Here is a 21,327-nt window from a genome sequence, read left to right as displayed (position 1 = left end):
ACCTCAGCAGAGTCAGCGGACCCGTCGGGGTCATCGGAACGAGAGCGATACGGCGCCGAGTCCGGTGAACTCGGCGGTGTAGGTGTGGCCCGCTTCGACATCGACGGCGCGGGTGCAGGAGCCGGGCAGGATGACGTGCCCCTTGCGCAGGGGCACGCCGAAGCGGGCGACGGTGCGGGCCAGCCAGGCGACGGAGACGGCGGGGTCGCCGAGCACGGCGTCACCGCGGCCCTGTGCGAGTTCGGCGCCGTCGCAGGTGAGCCGCGCCTCGACGGCTTTCAGGTCGAGGTCGCGCGGGTCGCGGCCCTCGCCGATGACGTAACCGGCGGACGAGGCGTTGTCGGCGATCGTGTCGGCGATGGTGATGCGCCAGTCGGCGATCCGGCTGTCGATCAACTCCAGTGCGGGCACGACACGTTCGGTCGCGGCGAGGACGTCGGCCGGGGTGCAGCCCTCGCCCGGGAGGTCGTCGCCGAGTACGAATCCGATCTCGACCTCGACGCGGGGCGCGCAGTAGCGGACGGTGTCCACGGGCCGGTCCTCGCGCAGCTCCATGTCGTCGAGGAGATGGCCGTAGTCCGGCTCGTCGACGCCCATCATGCGCTGCATCACCGGCGACGAGAGACCCACCTTGTGCCCGGTGACCTGGGCACCCAGGGCGGTCCTGTGCCGGATGTTGATCAGCTGGATCTCGTAGGCGTCCTCGGTGCCGATGCCCTCGAACGCGCCGGCCAGGGGCGCGACGGGGCTGCGGCCGAGCTCGGCGCGACGCAGCAGCGCGGCGACCTCCTGCCGACTCCGGACGTCAAGCATCTCGGCTCCTTGGGGTGGCGGTCTGACCCGCGGTGCGGTGCACCGCGGTGGGCCAGACGGTAGGTCGGAGCCGGGACGTGGAGGGAGGCCGGATTCCCGCTCAGCGGGAAGGTGACGCAGCTCGGCGGGAAGGTGTCAGCGGGCCCGTAGGGGCGGGGGCACGCCTCTACGGGCGGCTTCACCCGCTCCCGTACACCGCCCCCGGAACCTGCGCCCTGCCGAGGAGTTCCCTCGCCGCCTCCCCGGCCTCGGCCGGGGTCCAGCGTGCCGCCTTGTCGGCGGTGGGGCCCGGGCGCCAGCCCTCCATGACCGTGATGCGGCCGGCCTCCGCCTCGAAGACGCGGCCGGTCACGCCGTCGCTCGCGGCGGAGCCGAGCCACACCACCACCGGCGACACGTTCTCCGGGGCCATCGCGTCGAAGCCGTCCTCGGGGGCGGCCATCGTGTCGGCGAACGTGCGCTCCGTCATGCGGGTGCGGGCCGCCGGCGCGACCGCGTTCACCTGCACCCCGTACCGCCCCATCTCCGCCGCGGCGACCAGGGTCAGGCCCACGATGCCGGCCTTCGCCGCGCTGTAGTTGCCCTGGCCCACCGAGCCGAGCAGACCCGCTCCCGACGACGTGTTCACGACCCGGGCCGAGGGTGTCCTGCCCGCCTTCGCCTCCGCGCGCCAGTGCGCCGCCGCGTGCTTCAAGGGCAGGAAGTGGCCCTTGAGATGCACCCGCATGACCGCGTCCCAGTCGTCCTCGTCGAGGTTGACCAGCATCCGGTCGCGGAGAAAGCCGGCGTTGTTGACGAGCGTGTCCAGGCGCCCGAAGGTGTCGAGGGCCGTGGCGACGAGGGACGCGGCGCCCTCCGTGGTCGCGATGTCCCCGCCGTGGGCGACCGCCTCGCCGCCCAGGGCCCGTATCTCCTCGACCACTTGGGCCGCCGGACTGTCCGGCGCCGGGGCCCCGTCCAGGCCCACCCCCAGATCGTTGACCACGACCCGTGCGCCCTCGGCGGCGAACGCCAGCGCGTGCGCGCGCCCCAGGCCACGCCCGGCCCCCGTCACGATCGCGACCCGCCCCGCACACAGCCCCGACCCAGCACCCGCACCCATGTCCGCTCCCGTGCCCTTCGCCATGTCACGCCTCCTTGTTGACAGTTGCCGCGTCCAGGAACGCCGGTCGCTCCCCGCCTCCGTGCACCAGGAGGCTCGCCCCCGTGATGTACGACGCCGCGTCCGAGGCGAGGAACACCGCCGCGTCCCCGATCTCCGACGGCTCGGCGAGGCGGCCGATCGGCACCGTGCGCCCCACCGCCGCCACGCCTTCCTCGTCCCCGTAGTGCAGATGGGACAGCTCGGTGCGCACCATCCCGAGGACCAGCGTGTTCACCCGTATCTCGGGCGCCCACTCCACAGCCATCGAGCGCGCCAGGTTCTCCAGGCCCGCCTTGGCCGCCCCGTAGGCCGCCGTGCCCGGGGAGGGTCGCGCGCCACTCACGCTGCCGATCATCACGACGGCGCCGCGCGTGCGCCGCAGTTGCTCCCGCGCGGCCAACGACGCGGTCATCGGCGCCGTGAGATTGAGCTCGACCACGCGCGCGTGCCGCTCCGCGTCGGACTCGCCGAGCAGCCGGTACGGCGTGCCTCCCGCGTTGTTCACCAGCACGTCCACCCGGTCGAGGCCCGCGAAGAAGCGCCGTACGGCCGGACCGTCCCGCAGGTCGACCGGTATGAACCCGCAGCCGGGCAGCGGCTCTTCGGGGGGTCTGCGCGCACACACCACGACATCCGCCCCCGCGCGCACGAACGCCGCCGCGATCCCGGCCCCCACGCCCCGCGTGCCCCCGGTGACGACCGCGACCTTCCCCCTCAGGGGCCTTGAACTCAGATCCATGCCATCCACCCCAGGTCCATTCCGCTCGTCCCCATCGCCTGCTACCTTCCTACCAAACAAACGTTAGGTGGAAAGGTAGCTGAACGCCATGGGTGTCTCCACCTCCTCACCCGAAAAGGGGATCGCCGTCGTCACGGTGGACTTCCCTCCGGTCAACGCGCTGCCGGTGCGGGGCTGGTACGACCTGGCCGACGCCCTGCGCGCGGCGGGCCGCGACCCGGACGTGCGCTGCGTCGTCCTCGCCTCCGAGGGCCGGGGGTTCAACGCGGGCGTCGACATCAAGGAGATGCAGCGCGACACGGCGTCCGGCGGCCACAGCGCCCTCATCGGCGCCAACCGCGGATGCTACGAGGCCTTCGCGGCCGTGTACGAGTGCGAGGTGCCGGTCGTCGCCGCGGTCAACGGCTTCTGCCTGGGCGGCGGCATCGGCCTCGTGGGCAACGCGGACGCGATCGTCGCCTCGGACGACGCCACGTTCGGCCTCCCCGAGCTCGACCGCGGAGCGCTCGGCGCCGCGACCCATCTCGCCAGGCTCGTGCCGCAGCACCTGATGCGCACCCTCTACTACACCTCGCGCACGGCGACGGCGCAGGAACTGCACGCGCACGGTTCCGTCTGGAAGGTCGTGCCGCGGGCCGAACTCCGGGCCGCCGCACTGGACCTGGCACGCGAGATCGCCCGCAAGGACGGCTCGCTCATCCGCCTCGCCAAGGCCGCGATCAACGGCATCGACCCCGTCGACGTACGCCGGAGCTACCGCTTCGAGCAGGGCTTCACCTTCGAGGCGAACCTCAGCGGCGTCGCGGACCGCATCCGCGACACGTTCGGCACAGATGCAGGCACAGGCACAGGCACAGGCACAAGGACTGCCGCAGGCACGGACACGGCAACCAAGGGGGAAGCCAAGTGACGGACAAGACCATGACGCCCGAGGACGTCGTCGCCCGCCTCCGCAGCGGCATGACCATCGGCATCGGCGGCTGGGGCTCGCGCCGCAAGCCCATGGCCCTCGTTCGGGCCCTGCTGCGCAGCGACGTCACGGATCTGACCGTCATCGCGTACGGCGGCCCGGACGTCGGCCTGCTCGCCGCCGCCGGGAAGATCCGCAAGCTGGTCACGGCGTTCGTGACCCTCGACTCGATCCCGCTCGAACCGCACTTCCGCGAGGCCCGCCAGCGCGGCGCGTTCGAGCTGACGGAGGTCGACGAGGCGATGTTCATGTGGGGCCTGCACGCCGCGGCGAACCGGCTCCCCTTCATCCCGGTGCGGGCCGGCATCGGCTCGGACGTCATGCGCGTCAACCCGGCGCTGAAGACGGTCGGTTCGCCGTACGAGGACGGGGAGACGCTGGTCGCGATGCCGGCGCTGCGGATGGACGCGGCGCTCGTCCACATGAACCGCGCGGACCGGCACGGAAACGGCCAGTACCTCGGCCCCGACCCGTACTTCGACGACCTGTTCTGCGAGGCGGCCGACACGGCGTACGTGTCGTGCGAGGAGCTGGTGGAGGGATTCGGGGACGCCGTTCCGCAGACCCTCCTCGTCAAGCGGCACGCGGTCACCGGCGTGGTCGAGACGCCGAACGGCGCGCACTTCACGTCGTGTGTCCCCGACTACGGGCGGGACGAAGCATTCCAGAAGCTGTACGCGACCACGCCCTGGCCCGAGTTCGCCGAGCGCTTCCTGCCCGCGCGCGGCGACGAGAAGAGCTACCAGGAAGCCGTACGGACCTGGCACGCGGAGCGCGAGCAGCCCGCCGGAGCCACAGCCGCACCGGCGACAACAGCCCCGGTAACAACAACCACCACCACTCCCGCCACCACCCCCACCCGCGCCGAATACTGCATCATCGCCTGCGCCTACGCCTGGCGCGACAGCGGTGAGATCCTGGCGAGCCCCATGGGCCTGATCCCGTCCGTCGGGGCCCGCCTCGCCAAGCGCACCTTCTCCCCCGATCTCCTCCTCACCGACGGCGAGGCGATGACCGTGGGGCTCGACGGGGAGCCGGAGGGCTGGCTTCCGTACCGTCAGCACCTCACCATGGTCACCGGCGGCAGGCGCCACGTGATGATGGGCGCGAGCCAGATCGACCGGCACGGCAACCAGAACATCTCGTGCATCGGCGACTGGGACCGCCCCGCCCGCCAGCTGCTCGGGGTCCGCGGCGCACCCGTCAACACCCTCAACAATCCTGTGAGTTACTGGGTCCCGAAGCACTCCGCGCGCGTGTTCGTCGAGAAGGTCGACATGATCAGCGGGGTCGGGTACGACAGCGCCGCCGCGGCGGGACCGTCGGCGACGCGTTACCACCGCATCCCGCGCGTCGTGTCGAACCTCGGCGTCTTCGACTTCGAGACGCCGGACCGCTCGATGCGCCTCGCGTCCGTGCACCCCGGGGTCACCGTCGACGAGGTGATCGCGGCGACGGCCTTCCCGCTTGTCCTGCCGGACGGGGGCGACGTGCCGTACACGCGCGAGCCCACCCCCGAGGAGCTCCGGCTGATCCGCGAAGTCATCGACCCGAAGGGCCTGCGCGACCGCGAGGTCAGGCCCGTATGAGCGACTCGACCATCGAGACGGCGTTCACCGAGCTGGTCGGCGTGCGCCACCCGCTTGTGCAGACCGGCATGGGCTGGGTCGCGGGCCCGCGCCTCGTGTCGGCGTCGGCGAACGCCGGGGCGCTCGGCATCCTCGCCTCCGCCACCATGACCCTCGGCCAGCTCAGGTCGGCGGTGCGCGAGGTGAAGTCCCGTACGGGCGAACCCTTCGGGGTCAATCTGCGCGCGGATGCCGGTGACGCGCGGGACCGCGTGCGGGTGATCATCGACGAGGGTGTGCGGGTCGCCTCGTTCGCGCTCGCGCCGTCCCGTGACCTGATCGCCGAGCTGAAGGACGCGGGCGTCGTCGTCATCCCCTCCATCGGTGCCCGGCGTCACGCCGAGAAGGTCGCAGCGTGGGGCGCGGACGCCGTCATCGTGCAGGGCGGCGAGGGCGGCGGCCACACGGGGGACGTCGCGACGACGGTTCTGCTGCCGCAGGTCGTGGACGCCGTGGACATCCCGGTGATCGGCGCGGGCGGGTTCCACGACGGGCGCGGCCTGGTCGCGGCCCTCGCGTACGGCGCGGCCGGCGTCGCCATGGGCACCCGTTTCCTGCTCACCTCCGACTCGACCGTCCCGGACGCGGTGAAGGCGAGATATCTGGCGGCCACGGTCAAGGACGTCACCGTGACGACGGCCGTGGACGGTCTGCCGCACCGCATGCTGCGTACCGATCTCGTCGACTCACTCGAACGGGCGGGCCGTACGCGCGCGCTCGTGCAGGCCGTGCGGCGGGCCGCCGGGTTCAGGAAGCTGTCGGGCCTGAGCTGGCCGCAGATGGTCCGCGACGGGCTGGCGATGAAGCACGGCAAGGAACTGTCCTGGAGCCAGGTCCTGCTCGCCGCGAACACCCCCATGCTCCTCAAGGCGTCCATGGTCGAGGGCCGCACCGACCTCGGTGTCATGGCATCGGGCCAGGTCGCGGGGGTGATCGAGGACCTCCCGAGCTGCGAGGAACTCGTCACCCGCGTGATGACCGAGGCCCGGCACGTGCTCGGCACCCTGCCTACCCCAGGGTGATCCCGCTTCCCGCAAGGGAGTTCAGCGATGCCACGCACTGTGTCCAGACGCGCCCTCGTCGGCGCCGCGCTCACCACCCTGACGGCCGCGGCCGTCGCGCCCGGTGCCGCCGCGGCCGGACGGCGTCCGTACCAGGACCCGCCGATCCGGCACATTCCGCTCCAGGGCGCGGTCAACGTCCGCGACGTGGGCGGCTGTCGGGCCGTCGGCGGCGGTCGCGTCCGCCACGGGCTCGTCTACCGCGCCGATGCCCTGTCCAAGCTCACCGACGCCGACGTCACGACGCTCTCGGGCCTCGGTCTGCGCCGGGTGGTCGACTACCGGGTGCCGGTGGAGGTCCAGTACGACGGCGCGGACCGCCTCCCCGCCGGCCTCACCCCGGACTCGCGACCGGTGTCCGACAACGGCCTGTACGCGCAGATGATGGCCGCCATCAGTTCCAAGGACCCCGTGCGGCAGGAGGAGATGCTCGGCGGCGGCCGGGCGGCCGCCTTCATGCGGAGCGTGTATCCGCGGTTCGTCTCGGACGCGGACAACCGCGCGCGGTTCGCGGCCACACTGCGCGACGCCGCGTACGGCACCGGCGGCCGGGGCGCGCTCCTGTACCACTGCACGTCGGGGAAGGACCGCACAGGCTGGACGACGTACGTCCTGCTGCTCCTGCTCGGCGTGCCCGAACGGACCGTCGTGGACGACTACTTGGCGTCGAACACCTTCCGCGCCGCGTACGACGCGAAGGTGCGCGACGGGCTGAAGCAGTCCGGCATGATGCTCAACCCGGACCTGCTGATCCCCCTCCAGGAGGTCCGCACGGAGTATCTGTCGGCGGCCGTCGGCCAGGCGCGGGCGGACTACGGAAGCCTCGGCCGGTACGTCTCGCAGGGGCTCGGCCTCGACCTGGACACCGTCGCGGCCCTGCGCCACCGGCTGCTCGACCGACGCGAACGCGAAGACTGACGCGAACGCGAAGCGGGGCGGTGGGGCAAGGCTGTTCGCCTCGTCCCACCGCCCCGCCGCTCAGCTGGAGTACCGCTTACGCGGCCGCGCCACGCCCGGCGTCACGCGGACCGCGCCGCGCCCGGCCGCCGCGCCCGCCGGCGCTCTGACCTGCGCCGCCCTGCCCGGGACCGCCCTGGCCACGGCCGCCCTGGCCTCGGCCACCGGCGCCCTGGGAGCGACCGCCCTGGACGGCCTGGCCGCGCCCGCCGCCCTGGCCGCCGCCTTCGCCGCGCCCGGCCTGCGCGCGCCCGCCCTGGGCACGCCCTGCCTGGCCGGCGCCCTGGCCGCGTCCGCTGCCGCCACGGCTGCGCCGCGGCTTGCGGGCACCGGAGGCGGCCGGAGTGGCCGGCTCCGGGACCTCGATGACGGCGGGGACGCCGGAGGGCTCCCGCGCGCCGGTGATGCGGACGAGCTCTTCGTCGGTGGACTTGACCTGGGTGGTCTCCGGGCGGATGCCCGCGTCCCGCATGAGGCGCGTGACGTCGCGCTTCTGCTCGGGCAGGACCAGCGTGACGACGCTGCCGGACTCGCCGGCGCGGGCGGTGCGGCCTCCGCGGTGCAGGTAGTCCTTGTGCTCGGTCGGCGGGTCGACGTTCACGACGAGGCCGAGGTCGTCGACGTGTATGCCGCGGGCGGCGACGTTCGTGGCGACGAGGGCCGTGACCCGGCCGTCCTTGAACTGTTCCAGGGTGCGGTTGCGCTGCGGCTGCGAGCGTCCGCCGTGCAGCGGCGCCGCGAGGACTCCGCTGGCGAGGAGCCGCTTGGCGAGCCGGTCGGCGGACCGCTTGGTGTCGACGAAGAGGATCACGCGGCCTTCGCGGGCGGCGATGCGCGCGGTGACGGCCTTCTTGTCGGTCTCGTCGAGCACGTGGAGGACGTGGTGCTCCATCGTGGTGACGGCGCCGGCCGACGGGTCCACGGAGTGGACGACCGGGTCGGTCAGGAACTGCCGGACGAGCCGGTCGACGTTCCGGTCGAGCGTCGCCGAGAACAGCATGGTCTGGCCGCCCGGGGCGACCTGCTTGAGGAGCGCCGTGACCTGCGGCATGAAGCCCATGTCGGCCATCTGGTCGGCCTCGTCGAGGACGGTGATCCGCACCTCGGACAGGTCGCAGTCGCCGCGCTCGATGAGGTCCTTGAGGCGGCCGGGCGTCGCCACGACGACGTCAGCGCCGCGGCGCAGGGAGGACGCCTGGCGGGAGATCGACATGCCGCCGACGACGGTGGTGAGACGGAGCCTGACGGCGCCCGCGTACGGCGTGAGGGCATCGGTGACCTGCTGGGCGAGCTCGCGGGTCGGCACGAGGACGAGGGCCAGCGGCATGCGCGGCTCGGCCTTGAGGCCGGCGGTGCGGGCGAGCATCGGCAGGCCGAACGCGAGGGTCTTGCCGGAGCCGGTGCGGCCGCGGCCGAGGAGGTCGCGTCCCGCGAGGGAGTTGGGGAGGGTGGCGCCCTGAATGGGGAACGGCTCGGTGACGCCCTGCTCGGTGAGCGTCTTCAGAAGGCCGGCCGGCATGTCGAGCTCGGCGAACGTCGCGGCCGCGGGCAGCGCGGGCGTCGTGTTCTCCGGCATCGTGAATTCCTGCGGCGGCGTGGGCCTGCGCTCGGGAACGCGGCCCTTTCCGCCGGACCTTCCGCCCCGGGAATTCCTTCCGGCGTTTCCGGCGCCTGCGTTTCCTGAAGCGGATGCGGACCGGTTGCGGGTCGGGCGGGGCGGACGTGCGGGGTTAGCCATGCGGGCATGCCTTCCTGGGCCTGGGCGGCCGGGAGCCGGTGGCCATCGACGCGTCTAGGCCCTGTCGTCAAATTCCCGTCGTCTGCCAGGCAGGCAGACGACGGGAATTTGACGACAGGCCCACGGGCCGCCGGCCTGGGGACAGCACGGGCCGGGGCCCGCACCTTCGCGGTGCGGACCCCGGCCGTGGGGTGCGTGATCCTGGGATCAAGCGGTGTTTCAGGCGGGGAGGATGTTCTCCGCCTGGGGGCCCTTCTGGCCCTGCGTGACGTCGAACGTCACCTTCTGGCCCTCCTGGAGCTCACGGAAGCCCTGGGTGGCGATGTTCGAGTAGTGGGCGAAGACGTCGGCGCCGCCGCCGTCCTGCTCAATGAAGCCGAAGCCCTTTTCCGAGTTGAACCACTTCACGGTTCCGGTGGCCATAACAATCTCCTTTACTGGGGCGGTACGGAAATCCGAGTCCTTCGAATCTCCAGTCGCACCATTGAGCCCCATCCGGAGTTGGCCCGGAGGACCGGCCGGAAAACAATAATGCGCCTGAGGAACATTCCCGTCAGGCGCACATAAAGTCTATGGGTACCAAAACTGCAACGTCATCGACCTTAGCACGACCCTCACGGGGCTAGAGACGCTCGATGATCGTGACGTTCGCCTGGCCCCCTCCTTCGCACATCGTCTGCAGTCCGTAGCGCCCGCCCGTGCGCTCCAGCTCGTGCAGCAGGGTCGTCATCAGCTTCGCGCCGGTCGCGCCGAGGGGGTGGCCCAGCGCGATCGCTCCCCCGTTCACGTTCACCTTCTCCGGGTCCGTGCCCGTCTCCTTGAGCCAGGCGAGGACCACGGGGGCGAAGGCCTCGTTGATCTCGACGAGGTCGATGTCGTCCATGGACATGCCGGTCTTCTTCAGCGCGTACGCCGTCGCGGGGATCGGCGCGGAGAGCATGCGGATGGGGTCCTCGCCGCGTACGGAGAGGTGATGGACGCGGGCGCGCGGGGTCAGGCCGTGCTCGCGTACGGCGCGCTCCGAGGCGAGGAGCAGCGCGGCGGCGCCGTCGGAGACCTGCGAGGAGCAGGCCGCGGTGATCGTGCCGCCTTCGACGACGGGCTTGAGGCCCGCCATCTTCTCCAGGGTGGTGTCGCGGCGGGGGCCCTCGTCGAAGGTGACGTCCCCGTAGGCGGAGGTCTCACGGGCGAAGCGACCCTCGTCGATGGCACGGATCGCGCGCTCGTGGGAGCGCAGGGCCCACTCCTCCTGGTCACGGCGGGTGATGCCCCACTTGCGGGCGATGAGCTCGGCGCCGTGGAACTGGTTCACCGGCTGGTCGCCGTAGCGGGCGCGCCAGCCCTCGCTGCCCGCGAACGGGCCGTCGGTGAGGCCGAGGGGTTCGGCGGCCCGGCGGGAGGCGAAGGCGATGGGGATCTGCGTCATGTTCTGGGTGCCGCCGGCGACCACGAGGTCCTGGGTGCCGGACAGGACGCCCTGCACCGCGAAGTGCACCGCCTGCTGTGACGAACCGCACTGGCGGTCGATGGTCACGCCGGGGACCTCCTCGGGGAGGCCGGCGGCGAGCCAGGCCGTCCGCGCGATGTCACCGGCCTGCGGGCCCACCGTGTCGAGGCAGCCGAAGACGACGTCCTCGACGGCGGCGGGGTCGATCCCGCAGCGGGCGACGAGCTCCTTCAGGACGTGCGCGCCGAGGTCGGCGGGGTGGGCGGCGGCGAGGCCTCCCTTGCGCCGTCCTACGGGGGTGCGGACCGCTTCGACTATGTAGGCCTCGGCCATGACGGGTTTCCCTTCAGGGTTGGGTGGCGCGTACGGCGATGCCGTCCAGGACCATCGAGAGGTACTGGCGGGCGATCTCCTCGGGGCTGTGCTGTCCGCCGGGGCGGTACCAGGACGCGGCGACCCAGACGGTGTCGCGGACGAACCGGTAGGTGAGCCGGATGTCGAGGTCGGCGCGGAACACCTCGGCGGCGACGCCGCGCTCCAGGGTGGAGAGCCACGCCTTCTCGAACTTGCGCTGGGAGGCGGCCAGGAACTCGAAGCGCTCCTGGACGGCGAGGTGCTTGGACTCCTTCTGGTAGATGGCGACGGCGGCGCGGTGCCGGTCGATCTCGCGGAAGGACTCGGTGACGAGGGCCTCCAGGGTTTCCCTGGGGCCGAGCCGGGAGTCGAGGACCGAGTCGTATCCGTGCCACAGCTCGTCGAGGAAGGTCCGCAGGATCTCTTCGAGCATCGACTCCTTGGAGTCGAAGTGGTAGTAGAGGCTGCCCGCGAGCATGCCCGCGTGGTCGGCGATCTTGCGGACGGTGGTGGCGTTGTACCCCTGGGCGGCGAAGACCTCGGCCGCGGTGTCGAGGAGTTCGCGGCGGCGCTCGGGCGAGGCGGTCACCTGGGGCTTCTTCTTGGTAGGCACGGGTCCATTGTCGTCCTCACCGGCGCGCCCGCGGCGCTACGCATGCTGGCTGCTGACGGAGACGATCTCGCCCGTCATGTACGAGGAGTAGCCGGACGCCAGGAACACGATCACGTTCGCGACTTCCCAGGGTTCGGCGTACCGGCCGAAGGCTTCCTTCTCGGTGAGTTCGGCGAGGAGTTCGGCGGAGGTGACCTTCACGAGGTGGGGATGCATGGCGAGGCTGGGCGAGACCGCGTTGACCCGGACTCCGTACTCGGCGGCTTCGATCGCGGCGCAGCGGGTGAGGGCCATGACACCCGCCTTGGCGGCGGCGTAGTGGGCCTGCCCGGCCTGGGCGCGCCAGCCGACGACGGACGCGTTGTTCACGACGACGCCGTGGCGGCCGGTGTCGCGGAAGGAGCGCAGGGCGGCTCTCGTGCACCGGAACGTGCCGTTCAGCGTGACGTCGAGGACGCGCGTCCACTGGTCGTCGGTCATGTCGACGAGGTCCGAAGTGCCGCCGAGACCGGCGTTGTTGACCACGATGTCGAGGCCGCCGTGCGTTTCGGCGGCCAGCGAGAACAGGGCGCCGACCTGTTCCTCGTCGGTGACGTCGCAGGGCAGTGAGGCGACGTTCGCCGCGCCGAACTCGTCGGCGAGCGCCTGCTCGCTCTCCTTGAGCCTGCGGGCGTGCGCGTCACTGATGACGACACGGGCGCCCTCTTCGAGGAACTTGCGTGCCGTCGCCCCGCCGATCCCGGCTCCGGCGGCCGCCGTGATGACGGCCGTCCGCCCCTTCAGCAGGCCGTGGCCCGGCACGTACTCGGGCTTCGCGCTCATACCCGCGCCTCCTTGGGCAGGCCGAGCAGGCGCTCGGCGACGATGTTCTTCTGGATCTCGTCGGATCCGGCGTAGATGGTGTCGGCGCGACAGAAGAGGAACAGCCGCTGCCAGTCGTCGAGTTCGTACGGTTCGCCGGCGGCGATCGTGGACGCGGCACCGCACACGTCCATGGCGAGCTCGCCGAGGCCGCGGTGCCAGGCCGCCCAGTGGAGCTTGCCGACGGAGGGGTCGACGCCGCGCCGCGCGGAGGCCGCCATGGCTTCCAGGTCGATCCAGGCCTGGACGAGCCGGTCGCGAATCAGGGGGGCGGCGATCGCGCCGTTCCTCCTGGCGAGCGCCGCGAGGCCGTCCCATTCGCGGCGGAACCCGACCTGCTGGCCGAGGGTGGAGACGCCGCGCTCGAAGCCTAGGGTGGCCATCGCGATCCGCCAGCCGTCGCCGGGCTCGCCGACGACGTGGGACGCGTCGGTGCGGGCGCCGTCGAAGAACACCTCGTTGAACTCGCTGGTGCCCGTGAGCTGCACGATGGGGCGCACCTCGACGCCCGGCTGGTCCAGGGGTACGAGGAGGTAGGACAGGCCCGCGTGCCGTCGCGAACCGGATTCGGTGCGGGCCACGACGAAGCACCACTGGGCCTCATGGGCGAGCGAGGTCCAGATCTTCTGCCCGTCCACGACCCACTGCGACCCGTCGGGTGAAAGGGCGCCTCTCGTGCGGACGTTCGCCAGGTCGGAGCCCGCGTCCGGCTCGCTGTAGCCCTGGCACCACAGCTCCTCGACCGCGACGATCGGCGGCAGGAAGCGCTCCTTCTGCCCCTCGGTGCCGAAGGCGATGAGCGTCGGGCCGAGGAGCTGCTCCCCTATGTGGTTGACCCGGGCGGGCGCGTCCGCGAGCGCGTACTCCTCGTGGAACGCGATCTGCTCCTCGAGACTCGCGCCGCGGCCGCCGTGCTCGACGGGCCAGCCGACACAGGTCCACCCGTGCGCCGCCATGTGCCGCTCCCAGGCGAGCCGCCCTTCGAACGCCTCGTGCTCACGGCCCGGCCCGCCGCGGCCCCTCAACTCGGCGAACTCCCCCACGAGATGGTCCGCGAGCCAGGCCCGGATCTCGGCGCGAAACTCCTCGACGCTGCTCATGGACGTACGTTAACCTACCAAACACTTGTTAGGGAAGGATGTTTCCGATGCCCGCAGCCCACGACAGCCCCGAGCGCGTCTCGCAGGACGGCCCCGAGCCCGCCCCGACCGAGCCCGTCCTGTACGAGCGCCGCGGCCCGGTCGCGTACGTGACGATGAACCGTCCGCGGTACCGCAACGCGCAGAACTCGGCGATGACCTACGCCCTGGACGCCGCTTTCTACCGCGCGGCCGACGACCCCGACGTCAAGGTCGTGGTCCTCGCCGGCGCGGGTGACCACTTCTCCGCGGGGCACGACATCGGCACCCCCGAGCGGGACGCGCATCTGCCCTTCGAGCGACGGGCCGGGCTCTGGTGGGACCACTCCGACAAGCGGGGCGCCGAATCGCGGTTCGCCCGCGAGTCGGAGGTGTACCTCGGCATGTGCCGGCGCTGGCGCGAGCTGCCGAAGCCGGTGATCGCCTCGGTCCACGGGGCGTGTGTGGCGGGCGGGCTCATGCTCGCCTGGGTCTGCGACCTGATCGTGGCCTCCGACGACGCGTTCTTCGCCGACCCCGTCGTGCGCATGGGGATCCCCGGTGTCGAGTATTTCGCGCACCCGTGGGTGATGCCGCCTCGCGTCGCCAAGGAGTTCCTGTTCACCGGCGACCGGATGACCGCCCGGCGGGCGTACGAGGTGGGGATGGTCAACCGCGTCGTCCCGTGCGGCGAACTGGCGGGGGCGGCCCATGAGTTGGCGCTGCGCGTCGCCGAGATGCCGCGGCTCGGGCTCGCCCTCACCAAGCGGGCGGTGAACCAGGCCGAGGACCTTCAGGGCCTGCACGCCGGCATGGACTCCGTGTTCGGCCTGCACCACCTCGCCCACGCGCACAACGCGGAGACCGCGAAGGACTCCCTCGGCGGCATGGACGTACGCGCGATGAAGGAGGCGAACGCCTGATGGACCTCGACTTCACACCCGCCGAGGACGCGTTCCGCGCCGAGGCCCGTGAGTGGCTCGCCGGGCATGTTCCGAGCGAGCCGCTGCCTTCACTTGAGACCGGGGAAGGGTTCGCCGCGCATCGCGCGTGGGAGGCGCAGCTTCACGCCGGGCGCTGGTCGGTGGTGTCCTGGCCCGAGGAGTACGGGGGGCGGGGCGCCGACATCTTTTCGTGGCTGCTCTTCGAGGAGGAGTACTACGCCGCGGGCGCCCCTGGGCGCGTCTCGCAGAACGGCATCAACCTGCTTGCGCCGACCCTCTTCGACCACGGCACACCTGAGCAGCGGGCCCGGGTGCTGCCCTCCATGGCGAGCGGCGAGACGATCTGGGCGCAGGCCTGGTCCGAGCCGGAGGCCGGGTCCGACCTGGCGTCCCTCAAGTCCAAGGCCGTGCGCACGGAGGGGGGCTGGCTGCTGTCCGGGCAGAAGACCTGGTCATCGCGGGCCGCCTTCGCCGACCGGGCCTTCGGGATCTTCCGTACGGATCCTGACGCGCCCAAGCCCCATCAGGGGCTGACCTACCTGATGTTCGACCTGCGGGCGCCCGGGGTGACCGTGCGGCCCATCGGGCGGCTCGACGGGAAGCCGGCGTTCGCCGAGCTGTTCCTCGACCGGGTCTTCGTGCCTGACGACGACGTCATCGGCGAGCCGGGCAACGGGTGGCGTATCGCTATGTCGACTACGGGGAACGAGCGGGGGCTCACCCTCCGGTCGCCCGGGCGCTTCCTTGCTGCCGCCGATCGGCTCGTACGGTTGTGGGGGGAGCGGGGGGAGGATGCCGGGATCCGCGATCGCGTTGCCGATGCCTTGATCGGGGCGCGGGCGTATCAGCTGTTCACGTACGCCAATGCATCGCGGTTCGCTGCCGGTCAGACGATCGGGGCCGAGTCCAGTCTGAACAAGGTGTTCTGGTCGGAGTACGACATCGCTCTGCATGAGACCGCGCTCGATCTGCTCGGCCCCGACGGCGAGTTGGCCGATGACCGCGGTGGGTGGGGTGAGGGGTATGTCTTCTCGCTCGCCGGGCCCATTTATGCGGGCACCAATGAGATCCAGCGCGACATCATCGCCGAGCGGCTGCTCGGCCTGCCGAAGGGACGGCGCTGATGAGGTTCCTCCTCGACGCGGAGCAGGCCGAGTTCGGGCGCACGCTCGACCGGCTTCTGACCGCTGCCGACACTCCTGAGGTGATCCGCGCCTGGTCGTCCGGCGATCACGGGCCCGGGCGGGCGCTGTGGTCGCGGCTGGGCGGGACAGGTGTCTTCGCGCTCGCTGTTCCGGAGGTGTATGGCGGGGCGGGGCTCCTGCCGGTCGAACTGGCCGTTTCCTATGGGGAGTTGGGGCGGTTCGGGATGCCCGGACCCGTGGTGGAGACCGCCGCCGTGGCTCGGCTTCTGGACTGCCTGCCTGATGTTGCCAAGGAGTGGCTTCCCGGGATCGCCTCGGGGGATGTGGTGGTGTCCCTCGGTGTGGACGGTTCTTACGTCCTGGATGCGGACTCCGCCGACGCCGTCTTCGTCGTCTGTGGCGATGAGCTGCGGCTTGCCTCGGGCCACGGGCCTCTGTTGCCGTCCGCCGATCCTGCGCGCCGGCTCTACGCGCCGTCTGTGGAGGGTGGGACACTGCTCGCGCGCGGGCCGGACGTGCGGGACGCTGCCGCCCGGGCTGTGGATCTCGCCGCGTTCCTCACCGCCGCGCAGTCGCTCGGTGTGGGCCTCTCCCTGCTGCACCGGACCGTCGAATACGCCACGCAGCGCACCCAGTTCGGCGCGTCCATCGGCTCCTTCCAGGCCGTGAAGCACCGGCTCGCGGACGCGCTCACGGGGCTGGAGTTCGCGCGGCCGCTGGTGTTCGGGGCGGCGCTCTCGATGGCACCCGGGGACATCGCGGCGGCGAAGGTTGCGGCGGGTGAGGCTTCTTACGCGGCGGCGCGGGCTGCGCTCCAGCTGCATGGGGCCATCGGGTACACGCAGGAGCTGGACCTGTCGCTGTGGCTGCGCAAGGCCCGGCCGCTGCGGGACGCGTGGGGGGCGCCTGCGGATTGCCGGGCCCGGGTGCTGGCGGAGGGGGTCGGCGGCTGACTGCGCTCTGAGGGGCGGGTCGGTTCTGGTTCGGTGCGCCTCGCGGCCTCGGTCGTGGGGGGGCACTCGCCGTTCAGGGTGCGGCGCCGTGCCTGCTGCGTCTCGCCGTTCGTGGGTGGGGGGCCGCGCCGCGATGTACGTGCTCGCTGTTCTATGGGTTCTGGGCATCGGAACGTGGGCCCGAGCGCTCCCGCACGTGGCTCCGCGCGCACATCCCGCCACGTCCCGTCCCGTCGGGGGGGCGGCTGCGGGCCGGTGAGACTTCCTCTCGCCCACGGCCGTTTCGTACGCGGCTGATCGCCGTGGTCCGTTCCGTCGCGGGGTTGGGGCGCTCAGGAGAAGGTGACTACGGCCGTGCGTCCCCTGGCGTGCAGTGCGACGGCAGCAGTGGACGAGGTCACCAGCGCGGCGTCGTAGCGGGCGAGCTCATGTCCTCCGACGTTCGCCCCCTCGCCGTCCAGCGCTACGACCAGGGCCTTGCCGGTGAAGGTGAGGCGGCCTCGGACCACTGCCACCGCGGGGGGTGTGCCGGCTCCTCTGCGCCACATGACGTTGAAGTTCACGACCGGGCCGTCGATGAGGCGGCAGTCGGTCGGGACGTCGCCTCGGAAGTCCTGTGGCACGTAGCGCTCGTCCACGGTTCTGTGGTCGTCGCCGACCGTCAGTTCCATGCCGACGCCCTCGACCATCGTCAGGGTTCGGTCGACGTCGGGGAACGCGGAGAACGGGCCGTCGCCCGCTACGTCCGCGAGGCTCACCCGCCACACGAAGTCGTCCGTCCCCGCGTCCGGCGGCGACGCCGCGATGTTGCGGGTGACCCCGCCGCCGTTCTTCCAGGCCGCAGCGGTTCGCTCCGCTGCGGGCAGCAGCCGTACGCCGTTGTCAGTGGTCCCGGGCATGGGGCGGCTCCGATGGTGCTGGGGTGTGGCGGGAGTGCCGAGGTTACGTCACTGGGGTGAGGTCCAAGCCGGCGGCGAGGCGTTGTCTGTGTTCGGCTGGGGCGCCGAAGAGCAGGCGGGCGGAGTGCGCCCGTTTCAGATGGCGGTGCGCCTGGTGTTCCCAGGTGATGCCTATGCCGCCGTGCAGCTGGATCATCTCGCCAGCGATGTTCGTGTACGCCTGGGAGCAGGCGGCCTTCGCGGCTGCCGCCAGGTGGGGTGCCGCGTTGGAGTGTGCGGCGGCTTGGGCGAGTGAGCGTGCGGCCTCCAGTTCGACGTGCAGGTCGGCTATGCGGTGCTTCACCGCCTGGAACGAGCCGATGGGCCGTCCGAACTGCACTCGGTTCTTGGCGTACTCGATGGTGTCCGCGAGCGCCTGGGTCGCGGCGCCCATCTGTTCGGCTGCCAGCGCTGTGCAGGCGAGATCCCGTACGCGGGACAGGATTCGTTCTCCGTCTGCGGCCAGGAGCTCGGCGTCCGGGGTCCCGTCGAAAGCGATGCGGGCCTGGGGGCGCGTCTCGTCCATGGTGGGGAGGGGCGTGAACTCGCTGTCTGCACAGGTGACTTGGTAGAGGGCGGGGCCTTCTTCGCCTTGGGCCAGCACCAGGAGTGTGTCCGGGCGCCCAGGGCCTGTCAGGACATGCTCCTTTACGCCGGTCAGTCGGCCCGCTCGGACTCGGGCGTTCAGCGCTCTTGGCTCCCAGCTGCCGTCTTCCGCCCAGGCCAGCGCCCCTACCGCGGTGCCGTCGGCCAGCTTGGGGAGCAGTTCGGCGCAGGCCCTCGCGTTGCCGGAGGCGACCAATGCCTGCGTGGCCAAGATGGTTGAGGCCAGGTACGGGACCGGGCTGAGTGTCCGGCCCAGTTCCTCCATGACCACGTATGTTTCCAGCGTGCCGCCGCCGACGCCGCCGTACTCCTCCGGCACCCCTAGGCCTGCCGCGCCGACGGCCTCCGTGAGCGGGACCCAGGCCGTCGCGCCCTCGTGGTGGGTCAGCACCGCCCTTACGGCTGACCTCAGTTCGTTCTGTTCCCGTGTGAATTTCATGTGGTCCCTCCTCTTGCCGTACGGCGCAGCTCGCCTTTGAGGAGCTTGCCGCCCGCGTTGCGCGGGAGCTCCGGGACTGTGACGAAGCGGCGCGGGACCTTGAAGTTGGCCAGGCGCTCGCGCGTCCACGCGGTGAGCTTCTTTGCGTCTACGGGTCCGGATACGACGATGAAGGCGACGCCCACCTCGCCGAGTCGTTCGTCCGGGGCGCCCACTACGGCGGCGTCGACTATCAGTTCGTGGCCGAGCAGCGTGTTCTCCACCTCGGCCGGGTACGCGTTGAAGCCGCCCACCACGTACATGTCCTTGAGCCGGTCCGTGATGGTGAGGAAGCCACGGCCGTCGAGCTTGCCGATGTCGCCCGTGCGGAGCCAGCCGTCTTGGGGGACTGCCTCTTGGGTTGCTGTTTCGTCGTCCAGGTAGCCGCGCATCACGTGGTAGCCGCGCACCTGCACCTCGCCCGGTTCGCCTGCGGGCAGTTCGTCGCCCAGCGGTGAGGCGATCCGGATCGCGGTGCCGGGCAGCGCGCGGCCCACCGTGTGCGCGACGGTCCACGCGTCGGCGTCCGTGGGGCAGACGGAGACGACGCCTCCCGACTCGGTCAGCCCGTACGCCGTGAACACGTCGGGGGCGCCGAGTTCGGTGCGGATGAGTTCTACCAGTTCCGTTGGGATGGTTGCGGCGCCGGTTCCCGCGAGTCGTAGCGCCCCGAGGTCGGTCTGATGTCGGCGAGGGTGGTGGATCAGGCCGTGGAAGATCGTGGGCGGGCCCATCAGGCAGGTGACTCGTTCGGTGGCGATGCGCTCCAGGACGCGGTCCGTGTCGTAGACCTCCTCCGGCAGCATCGTGACGCCGCGCAGCAGGCAGGCGATGACGCCCGCCTTGTAGCCGAACGTGTGGAAGAACGGGTTCACCAGGAGGTAGCGGTCTCCGGTGCGCAGCGTGACCTGGCGCGACCACTCCTCGTAGAGACGGACCGTCTGTCCGTGCGTGGTCATCACGCCCTTGGGGCGGCCGGTGGTGCCGGAGGTGTAGAGGATGTCGCTGAGGTCGTCGGGGCCCACGGTGGCGGCGCGGGCCAGGCGTTCGGTTTCCGTGACACCTTCGCCCGCCCTCAGGTACGCGTCCCAGGCGATGGCGTCGTCTTGCGCCTCGCCGCGGAGGACGACTATGGAGTGCAGGGCGCCCAGGTCTTCTCCGCTCGCCGTCAAGGTGCGGACGTAGTCGGTGCCCAGGAAGCCGCGTTCCGTGTAGAGGATCTCGGCGCCGCTTCGGCGGATGATGTCGGCTGCCTCGGCCGCCTTGTAGCGCGTGTTGACCGGGACGAGGACCGCCCCGGCGCCGACCGCGCCGAGTGCGGCGAGGATCCACTGGCGGCTGTTGGCGGCCCAGATCGCGACCCGGGTGCCGGGGCGTATGCCGTGCGCGACGGCGGCGCGCGAGGACCCGGCGATCTCGTCGCGCAGCCGGCTGAAGGTCCAGCGGACCTCGCCGTCGGCGAGTGCCTCCCGGTCGCCGTACGCGGCGGCGGCGTACTCGGGGAGCTGGGCGAGCGTGCGCGGTGGGGTGGTGCTGGTCACGAACCCTCCCTGTGATCAGGGGTACTTGACGTGCGAGCGTGGCCGGTATCCAATCACAGGTGTTTCGGTTAGGCATATACCTAGTAGGCACATTCCTTGGAGGCCTCACATGCCGATCCCCACCCACCACGCCACCTCGGCCGAGGACCTGAAGTCCGCCCTCGCCGGTTTCTGTACGGGCGTCGCGGTCATCACCGCGCTCGACGGCGACGGCCGCCCCGCGGGCATGGCCGTGCAGTCGTTCTCGTCGGTCTCGCTCGACCCGCCCCTGGTCTGCTTCTGCCCGGCACACACCTCGACGACCTGGCCGCGGATCAGGGCGGCGGGCCGGTTCGCGGTCAACGTCCTCGCCGAGGACCAGCGCGAGCTGTGCCGGCGCTTCGCGGTGACCGGCGGCGACAAGTTCGCGGGCACGCCATGGCGGCCGGGCGGCAACGGCGCGCCCCTGCTCGACGGGGCGCTCGCCACGATCGAGTGCGAGCTCGCCGATGTGCTCGACGGCGGCGACCACGCCATCGCGCTCGGCCGGGTCACCTCACTGACCGCGCACCGCGACGCGGGGCCACTGCTCTACTTCCGGCGCGCCTACGGGCGCTTGCCGCGCTCCAGCTCCTCGATGTCCGCGAGCATGGCGTCGGCGAGGTCACGTTCGGACGCGTAGTACCGCTCGGCCCACTTGAGGGTGAGCGCGGGGTAGCTCCAGGCTTCGCTGGCCTTCGCGCCCTCCACGTCCTCCTCCGCGCGCAGCCGCATCGTCTCGGCGAACTCCCGGTGCCGCGCGAGCACTTCACGCATCTGCTCGGCTTCGAGCAGATGCCCGAGCCAGAGCCGCAGCATGGGCCCGTGCTTGAGGACGGGCGGGTCCACGGGCGCCTCGCGCGCCCAGGTCCGCACCGCCTCCATGCCCTCGTCGGTGATCCGGTAGACCCGCTTGTCGCGCGTACCGGTCTCCTGCGCGACCATCCGCGAGGTCGCGTAACCGGCCTTCTCCAGGCGCTTGAGCTCGCTGTAGATCTGACTGAACGACGGGCTCCAGTAGAAGAAGCGCAGCGACCAGTCCGACCACTTCTTCAGGTCGTAGCCGGACAGCTCCTCACCGAAGGAGAGCAGTCCGAGCACCGCCCAGCTGGTCGCCGGGAGTGCGGGGCGCTCCGCGCCCGCCGTGTCGTCTACCGCCTTCTTCTTCACCACGCACGCAGTCTACGTAGCCCCTTCCCTCGCCCTACGTATGCCTGCTAGAAGTATTCCTATTAGAAACACATCACCCGGGAGGATCCCC

The 21,327-nt window shown here is 71.4% G+C and carries 21 protein-coding genes and 1 pseudogene; 9 read left to right on the top strand and 13 right to left on the bottom strand.

Annotated features, from left to right (window positions below):
• Positions 1-30: 30 nt before the first annotated feature.
• The 3 genes from CG723_RS06685 to CG723_RS06675 form a co-directional block, all read right to left on the bottom strand.
• Positions 31-813 carry a 2-keto-4-pentenoate hydratase gene (locus CG723_RS06685; protein ID WP_100592294.1) on the bottom strand — a complete coding sequence of 261 codons (783 nt, stop codon included), beginning with the start codon at positions 811-813 and terminating at the stop codon, positions 31-33.
• 178 nt (positions 814-991) lie between these two features.
• Positions 992-1,939, bottom strand: a complete 948-nt coding sequence (locus tag CG723_RS06680; protein WP_234374168.1) for an SDR family oxidoreductase — start codon at positions 1,937-1,939, stop codon at positions 992-994.
• Between the two features lies 1 nt (position 1,940).
• Positions 1,941-2,696: an SDR family oxidoreductase gene (locus CG723_RS06675; RefSeq protein ID WP_100592293.1), complete on the bottom strand. Its 756-nt coding sequence runs from the start codon at positions 2,694-2,696 to the stop codon at positions 1,941-1,943.
• A gap of 88 nt (positions 2,697-2,784) precedes the next feature.
• On the opposite strand from CG723_RS06675, the gene CG723_RS06670 reads away from it, so the two are divergent.
• The 5 genes and pseudogenes from CG723_RS06670 to CG723_RS06650 all read left to right on the top strand — a co-directional run bounded on the left by CG723_RS06670 (position 2,785) and on the right by CG723_RS06650 (position 7,273).
• Positions 2,785-3,606, top strand: a complete 822-nt coding sequence (locus CG723_RS06670) for an enoyl-CoA hydratase family protein (protein ID WP_234374167.1) — start codon at positions 2,785-2,787, stop codon at positions 3,604-3,606.
• Positions 3,603-4,445 (top strand): annotated as a pseudogene (locus CG723_RS06665) (CoA transferase subunit A); the annotation flags it as partial. The gene CG723_RS06670 and the pseudogene CG723_RS06665, both read left to right, overlap by 4 nt.
• A 96-nt stretch (positions 4,446-4,541) precedes the next feature.
• Positions 4,542-5,255, top strand: coding sequence for a CoA-transferase subunit beta (locus CG723_RS06660; RefSeq protein ID WP_100592600.1), 714 nt, complete (start codon positions 4,542-4,544; stop codon positions 5,253-5,255).
• 11 nt (positions 5,256-5,266) lie between these two features.
• A complete protein-coding gene (locus tag CG723_RS06655; RefSeq protein WP_100592599.1) occupies positions 5,267-6,316 on the top strand; it encodes an NAD(P)H-dependent flavin oxidoreductase in 1,050 nt (349 codons plus the stop codon).
• A gap of 27 nt (positions 6,317-6,343) precedes the next feature.
• Positions 6,344-7,273: a tyrosine-protein phosphatase gene (locus CG723_RS06650; RefSeq protein WP_100592292.1), complete on the top strand. Its 930-nt coding sequence runs from the start codon at positions 6,344-6,346 to the stop codon at positions 7,271-7,273.
• A 76-nt stretch (positions 7,274-7,349) separates the two neighbouring features.
• Here CG723_RS06650 and CG723_RS06645 read toward each other — a convergent pair whose 3' ends face one another.
• The 6 genes from CG723_RS06645 to CG723_RS06620 all read right to left on the bottom strand — a co-directional run bounded on the left by CG723_RS06645 (position 7,350) and on the right by CG723_RS06620 (position 13,425).
• Entirely contained in the window at positions 7,350-9,050 is a 1,701-nt protein-coding gene (locus CG723_RS06645) for a DEAD/DEAH box helicase (protein ID WP_100592291.1), read from the bottom strand.
• A gap of 219 nt (positions 9,051-9,269) precedes the next feature.
• The gene (locus CG723_RS06640; protein ID WP_042152846.1) at positions 9,270-9,473 is read right to left on the bottom strand and encodes a cold-shock protein; all 204 of its coding nucleotides are present in this window, start codon (positions 9,471-9,473) and stop codon (positions 9,270-9,272) included.
• Between the two features lie 199 nt (positions 9,474-9,672).
• Entirely contained in the window at positions 9,673-10,830 is a 1,158-nt protein-coding gene (locus CG723_RS06635; protein WP_100592290.1) for an acetyl-CoA C-acetyltransferase, read from the bottom strand.
• Between the two features lie 13 nt (positions 10,831-10,843).
• The gene (locus tag CG723_RS06630) at positions 10,844-11,464 is read right to left on the bottom strand and encodes a TetR/AcrR family transcriptional regulator (protein WP_100592289.1); all 621 of its coding nucleotides are present in this window, start codon (positions 11,462-11,464) and stop codon (positions 10,844-10,846) included.
• A gap of 36 nt (positions 11,465-11,500) precedes the next feature.
• Positions 11,501-12,286, bottom strand: a complete 786-nt coding sequence (locus CG723_RS06625; protein ID WP_100592288.1) for an SDR family oxidoreductase — start codon at positions 12,284-12,286, stop codon at positions 11,501-11,503.
• Positions 12,283-13,425 carry an acyl-CoA dehydrogenase family protein gene (locus CG723_RS06620; RefSeq protein ID WP_100592287.1) on the bottom strand — a complete coding sequence of 381 codons (1,143 nt, stop codon included), beginning with the start codon at positions 13,423-13,425 and terminating at the stop codon, positions 12,283-12,285. The genes CG723_RS06625 and CG723_RS06620 overlap by 4 nt, the downstream gene beginning before the upstream one ends.
• A 47-nt stretch (positions 13,426-13,472) precedes the next feature.
• On the opposite strand from CG723_RS06620, the gene CG723_RS06615 reads away from it, so the two are divergent.
• The 3 genes from CG723_RS06615 to CG723_RS06605 are packed head-to-tail and all read left to right on the top strand — an operon-like array spanning position 13,473 to position 16,485.
• Positions 13,473-14,366 (top strand): enoyl-CoA hydratase, encoded by an 894-nt coding sequence (locus CG723_RS06615; protein ID WP_100592286.1) that lies wholly within the window; start codon positions 13,473-13,475, stop codon positions 14,364-14,366.
• Positions 14,366-15,511, top strand: a complete 1,146-nt coding sequence (locus CG723_RS06610; RefSeq protein WP_100592285.1) for an acyl-CoA dehydrogenase family protein — start codon at positions 14,366-14,368, stop codon at positions 15,509-15,511. The genes CG723_RS06615 and CG723_RS06610 overlap by 1 nt, the downstream gene beginning before the upstream one ends.
• The gene (locus CG723_RS06605; RefSeq protein WP_100592284.1) at positions 15,511-16,485 is read left to right on the top strand and encodes an acyl-CoA dehydrogenase family protein; all 975 of its coding nucleotides are present in this window, start codon (positions 15,511-15,513) and stop codon (positions 16,483-16,485) included. Before CG723_RS06610 ends, CG723_RS06605 begins: the two co-directional genes overlap by 1 nt.
• Before the next feature lie 332 nt (positions 16,486-16,817).
• On the opposite strand, the gene CG723_RS06600 is transcribed toward CG723_RS06605, so the two are convergent.
• From CG723_RS06600 to CG723_RS06590, 3 genes are read right to left on the bottom strand one after another with little or no spacing between them, the layout of a single operon-like run.
• Complete coding sequence (locus tag CG723_RS06600; RefSeq protein WP_100592283.1) at positions 16,818-17,384, bottom strand: HutD/Ves family protein; 567 nt, start codon at positions 17,382-17,384, stop codon at positions 16,818-16,820.
• 43 nt (positions 17,385-17,427) lie between these two features.
• A complete protein-coding gene (locus CG723_RS06595) occupies positions 17,428-18,468 on the bottom strand; it encodes an acyl-CoA dehydrogenase family protein (protein WP_100592282.1) in 1,041 nt (346 codons plus the stop codon).
• Positions 18,465-20,048 carry a FadD3 family acyl-CoA ligase gene (locus CG723_RS06590; protein WP_100592281.1) on the bottom strand — a complete coding sequence of 528 codons (1,584 nt, stop codon included), beginning with the start codon at positions 20,046-20,048 and terminating at the stop codon, positions 18,465-18,467. Before CG723_RS06590 ends, CG723_RS06595 begins: the two co-directional genes overlap by 4 nt.
• A 109-nt stretch (positions 20,049-20,157) precedes the next feature.
• Here CG723_RS06590 and CG723_RS06585 point away from each other — a divergent pair, with 109 nt between their 5' ends.
• Complete coding sequence (locus CG723_RS06585) at positions 20,158-20,709, top strand: flavin reductase family protein (RefSeq protein ID WP_100592280.1); 552 nt, start codon at positions 20,158-20,160, stop codon at positions 20,707-20,709.
• Here CG723_RS06585 and CG723_RS06580 read toward each other — a convergent pair.
• A complete protein-coding gene (locus CG723_RS06580) occupies positions 20,634-21,239 on the bottom strand; it encodes a PadR family transcriptional regulator (RefSeq protein WP_100592279.1) in 606 nt (201 codons plus the stop codon). The two genes, CG723_RS06585 and CG723_RS06580, sit on opposite strands and share 76 nt — an antisense overlap.
• Positions 21,240-21,327 lie beyond the last annotated feature (88 nt).

It is taken from the genome of Streptomyces sp. CB01635, assembly GCF_002803065.1.
Lineage (GTDB): Bacteria > Actinomycetota > Actinomycetes > Streptomycetales > Streptomycetaceae > Streptomyces.
Note: the sequence above shows the minus strand (reverse complement) of the source record. Positions and strands in the feature narration are given on the sequence as shown.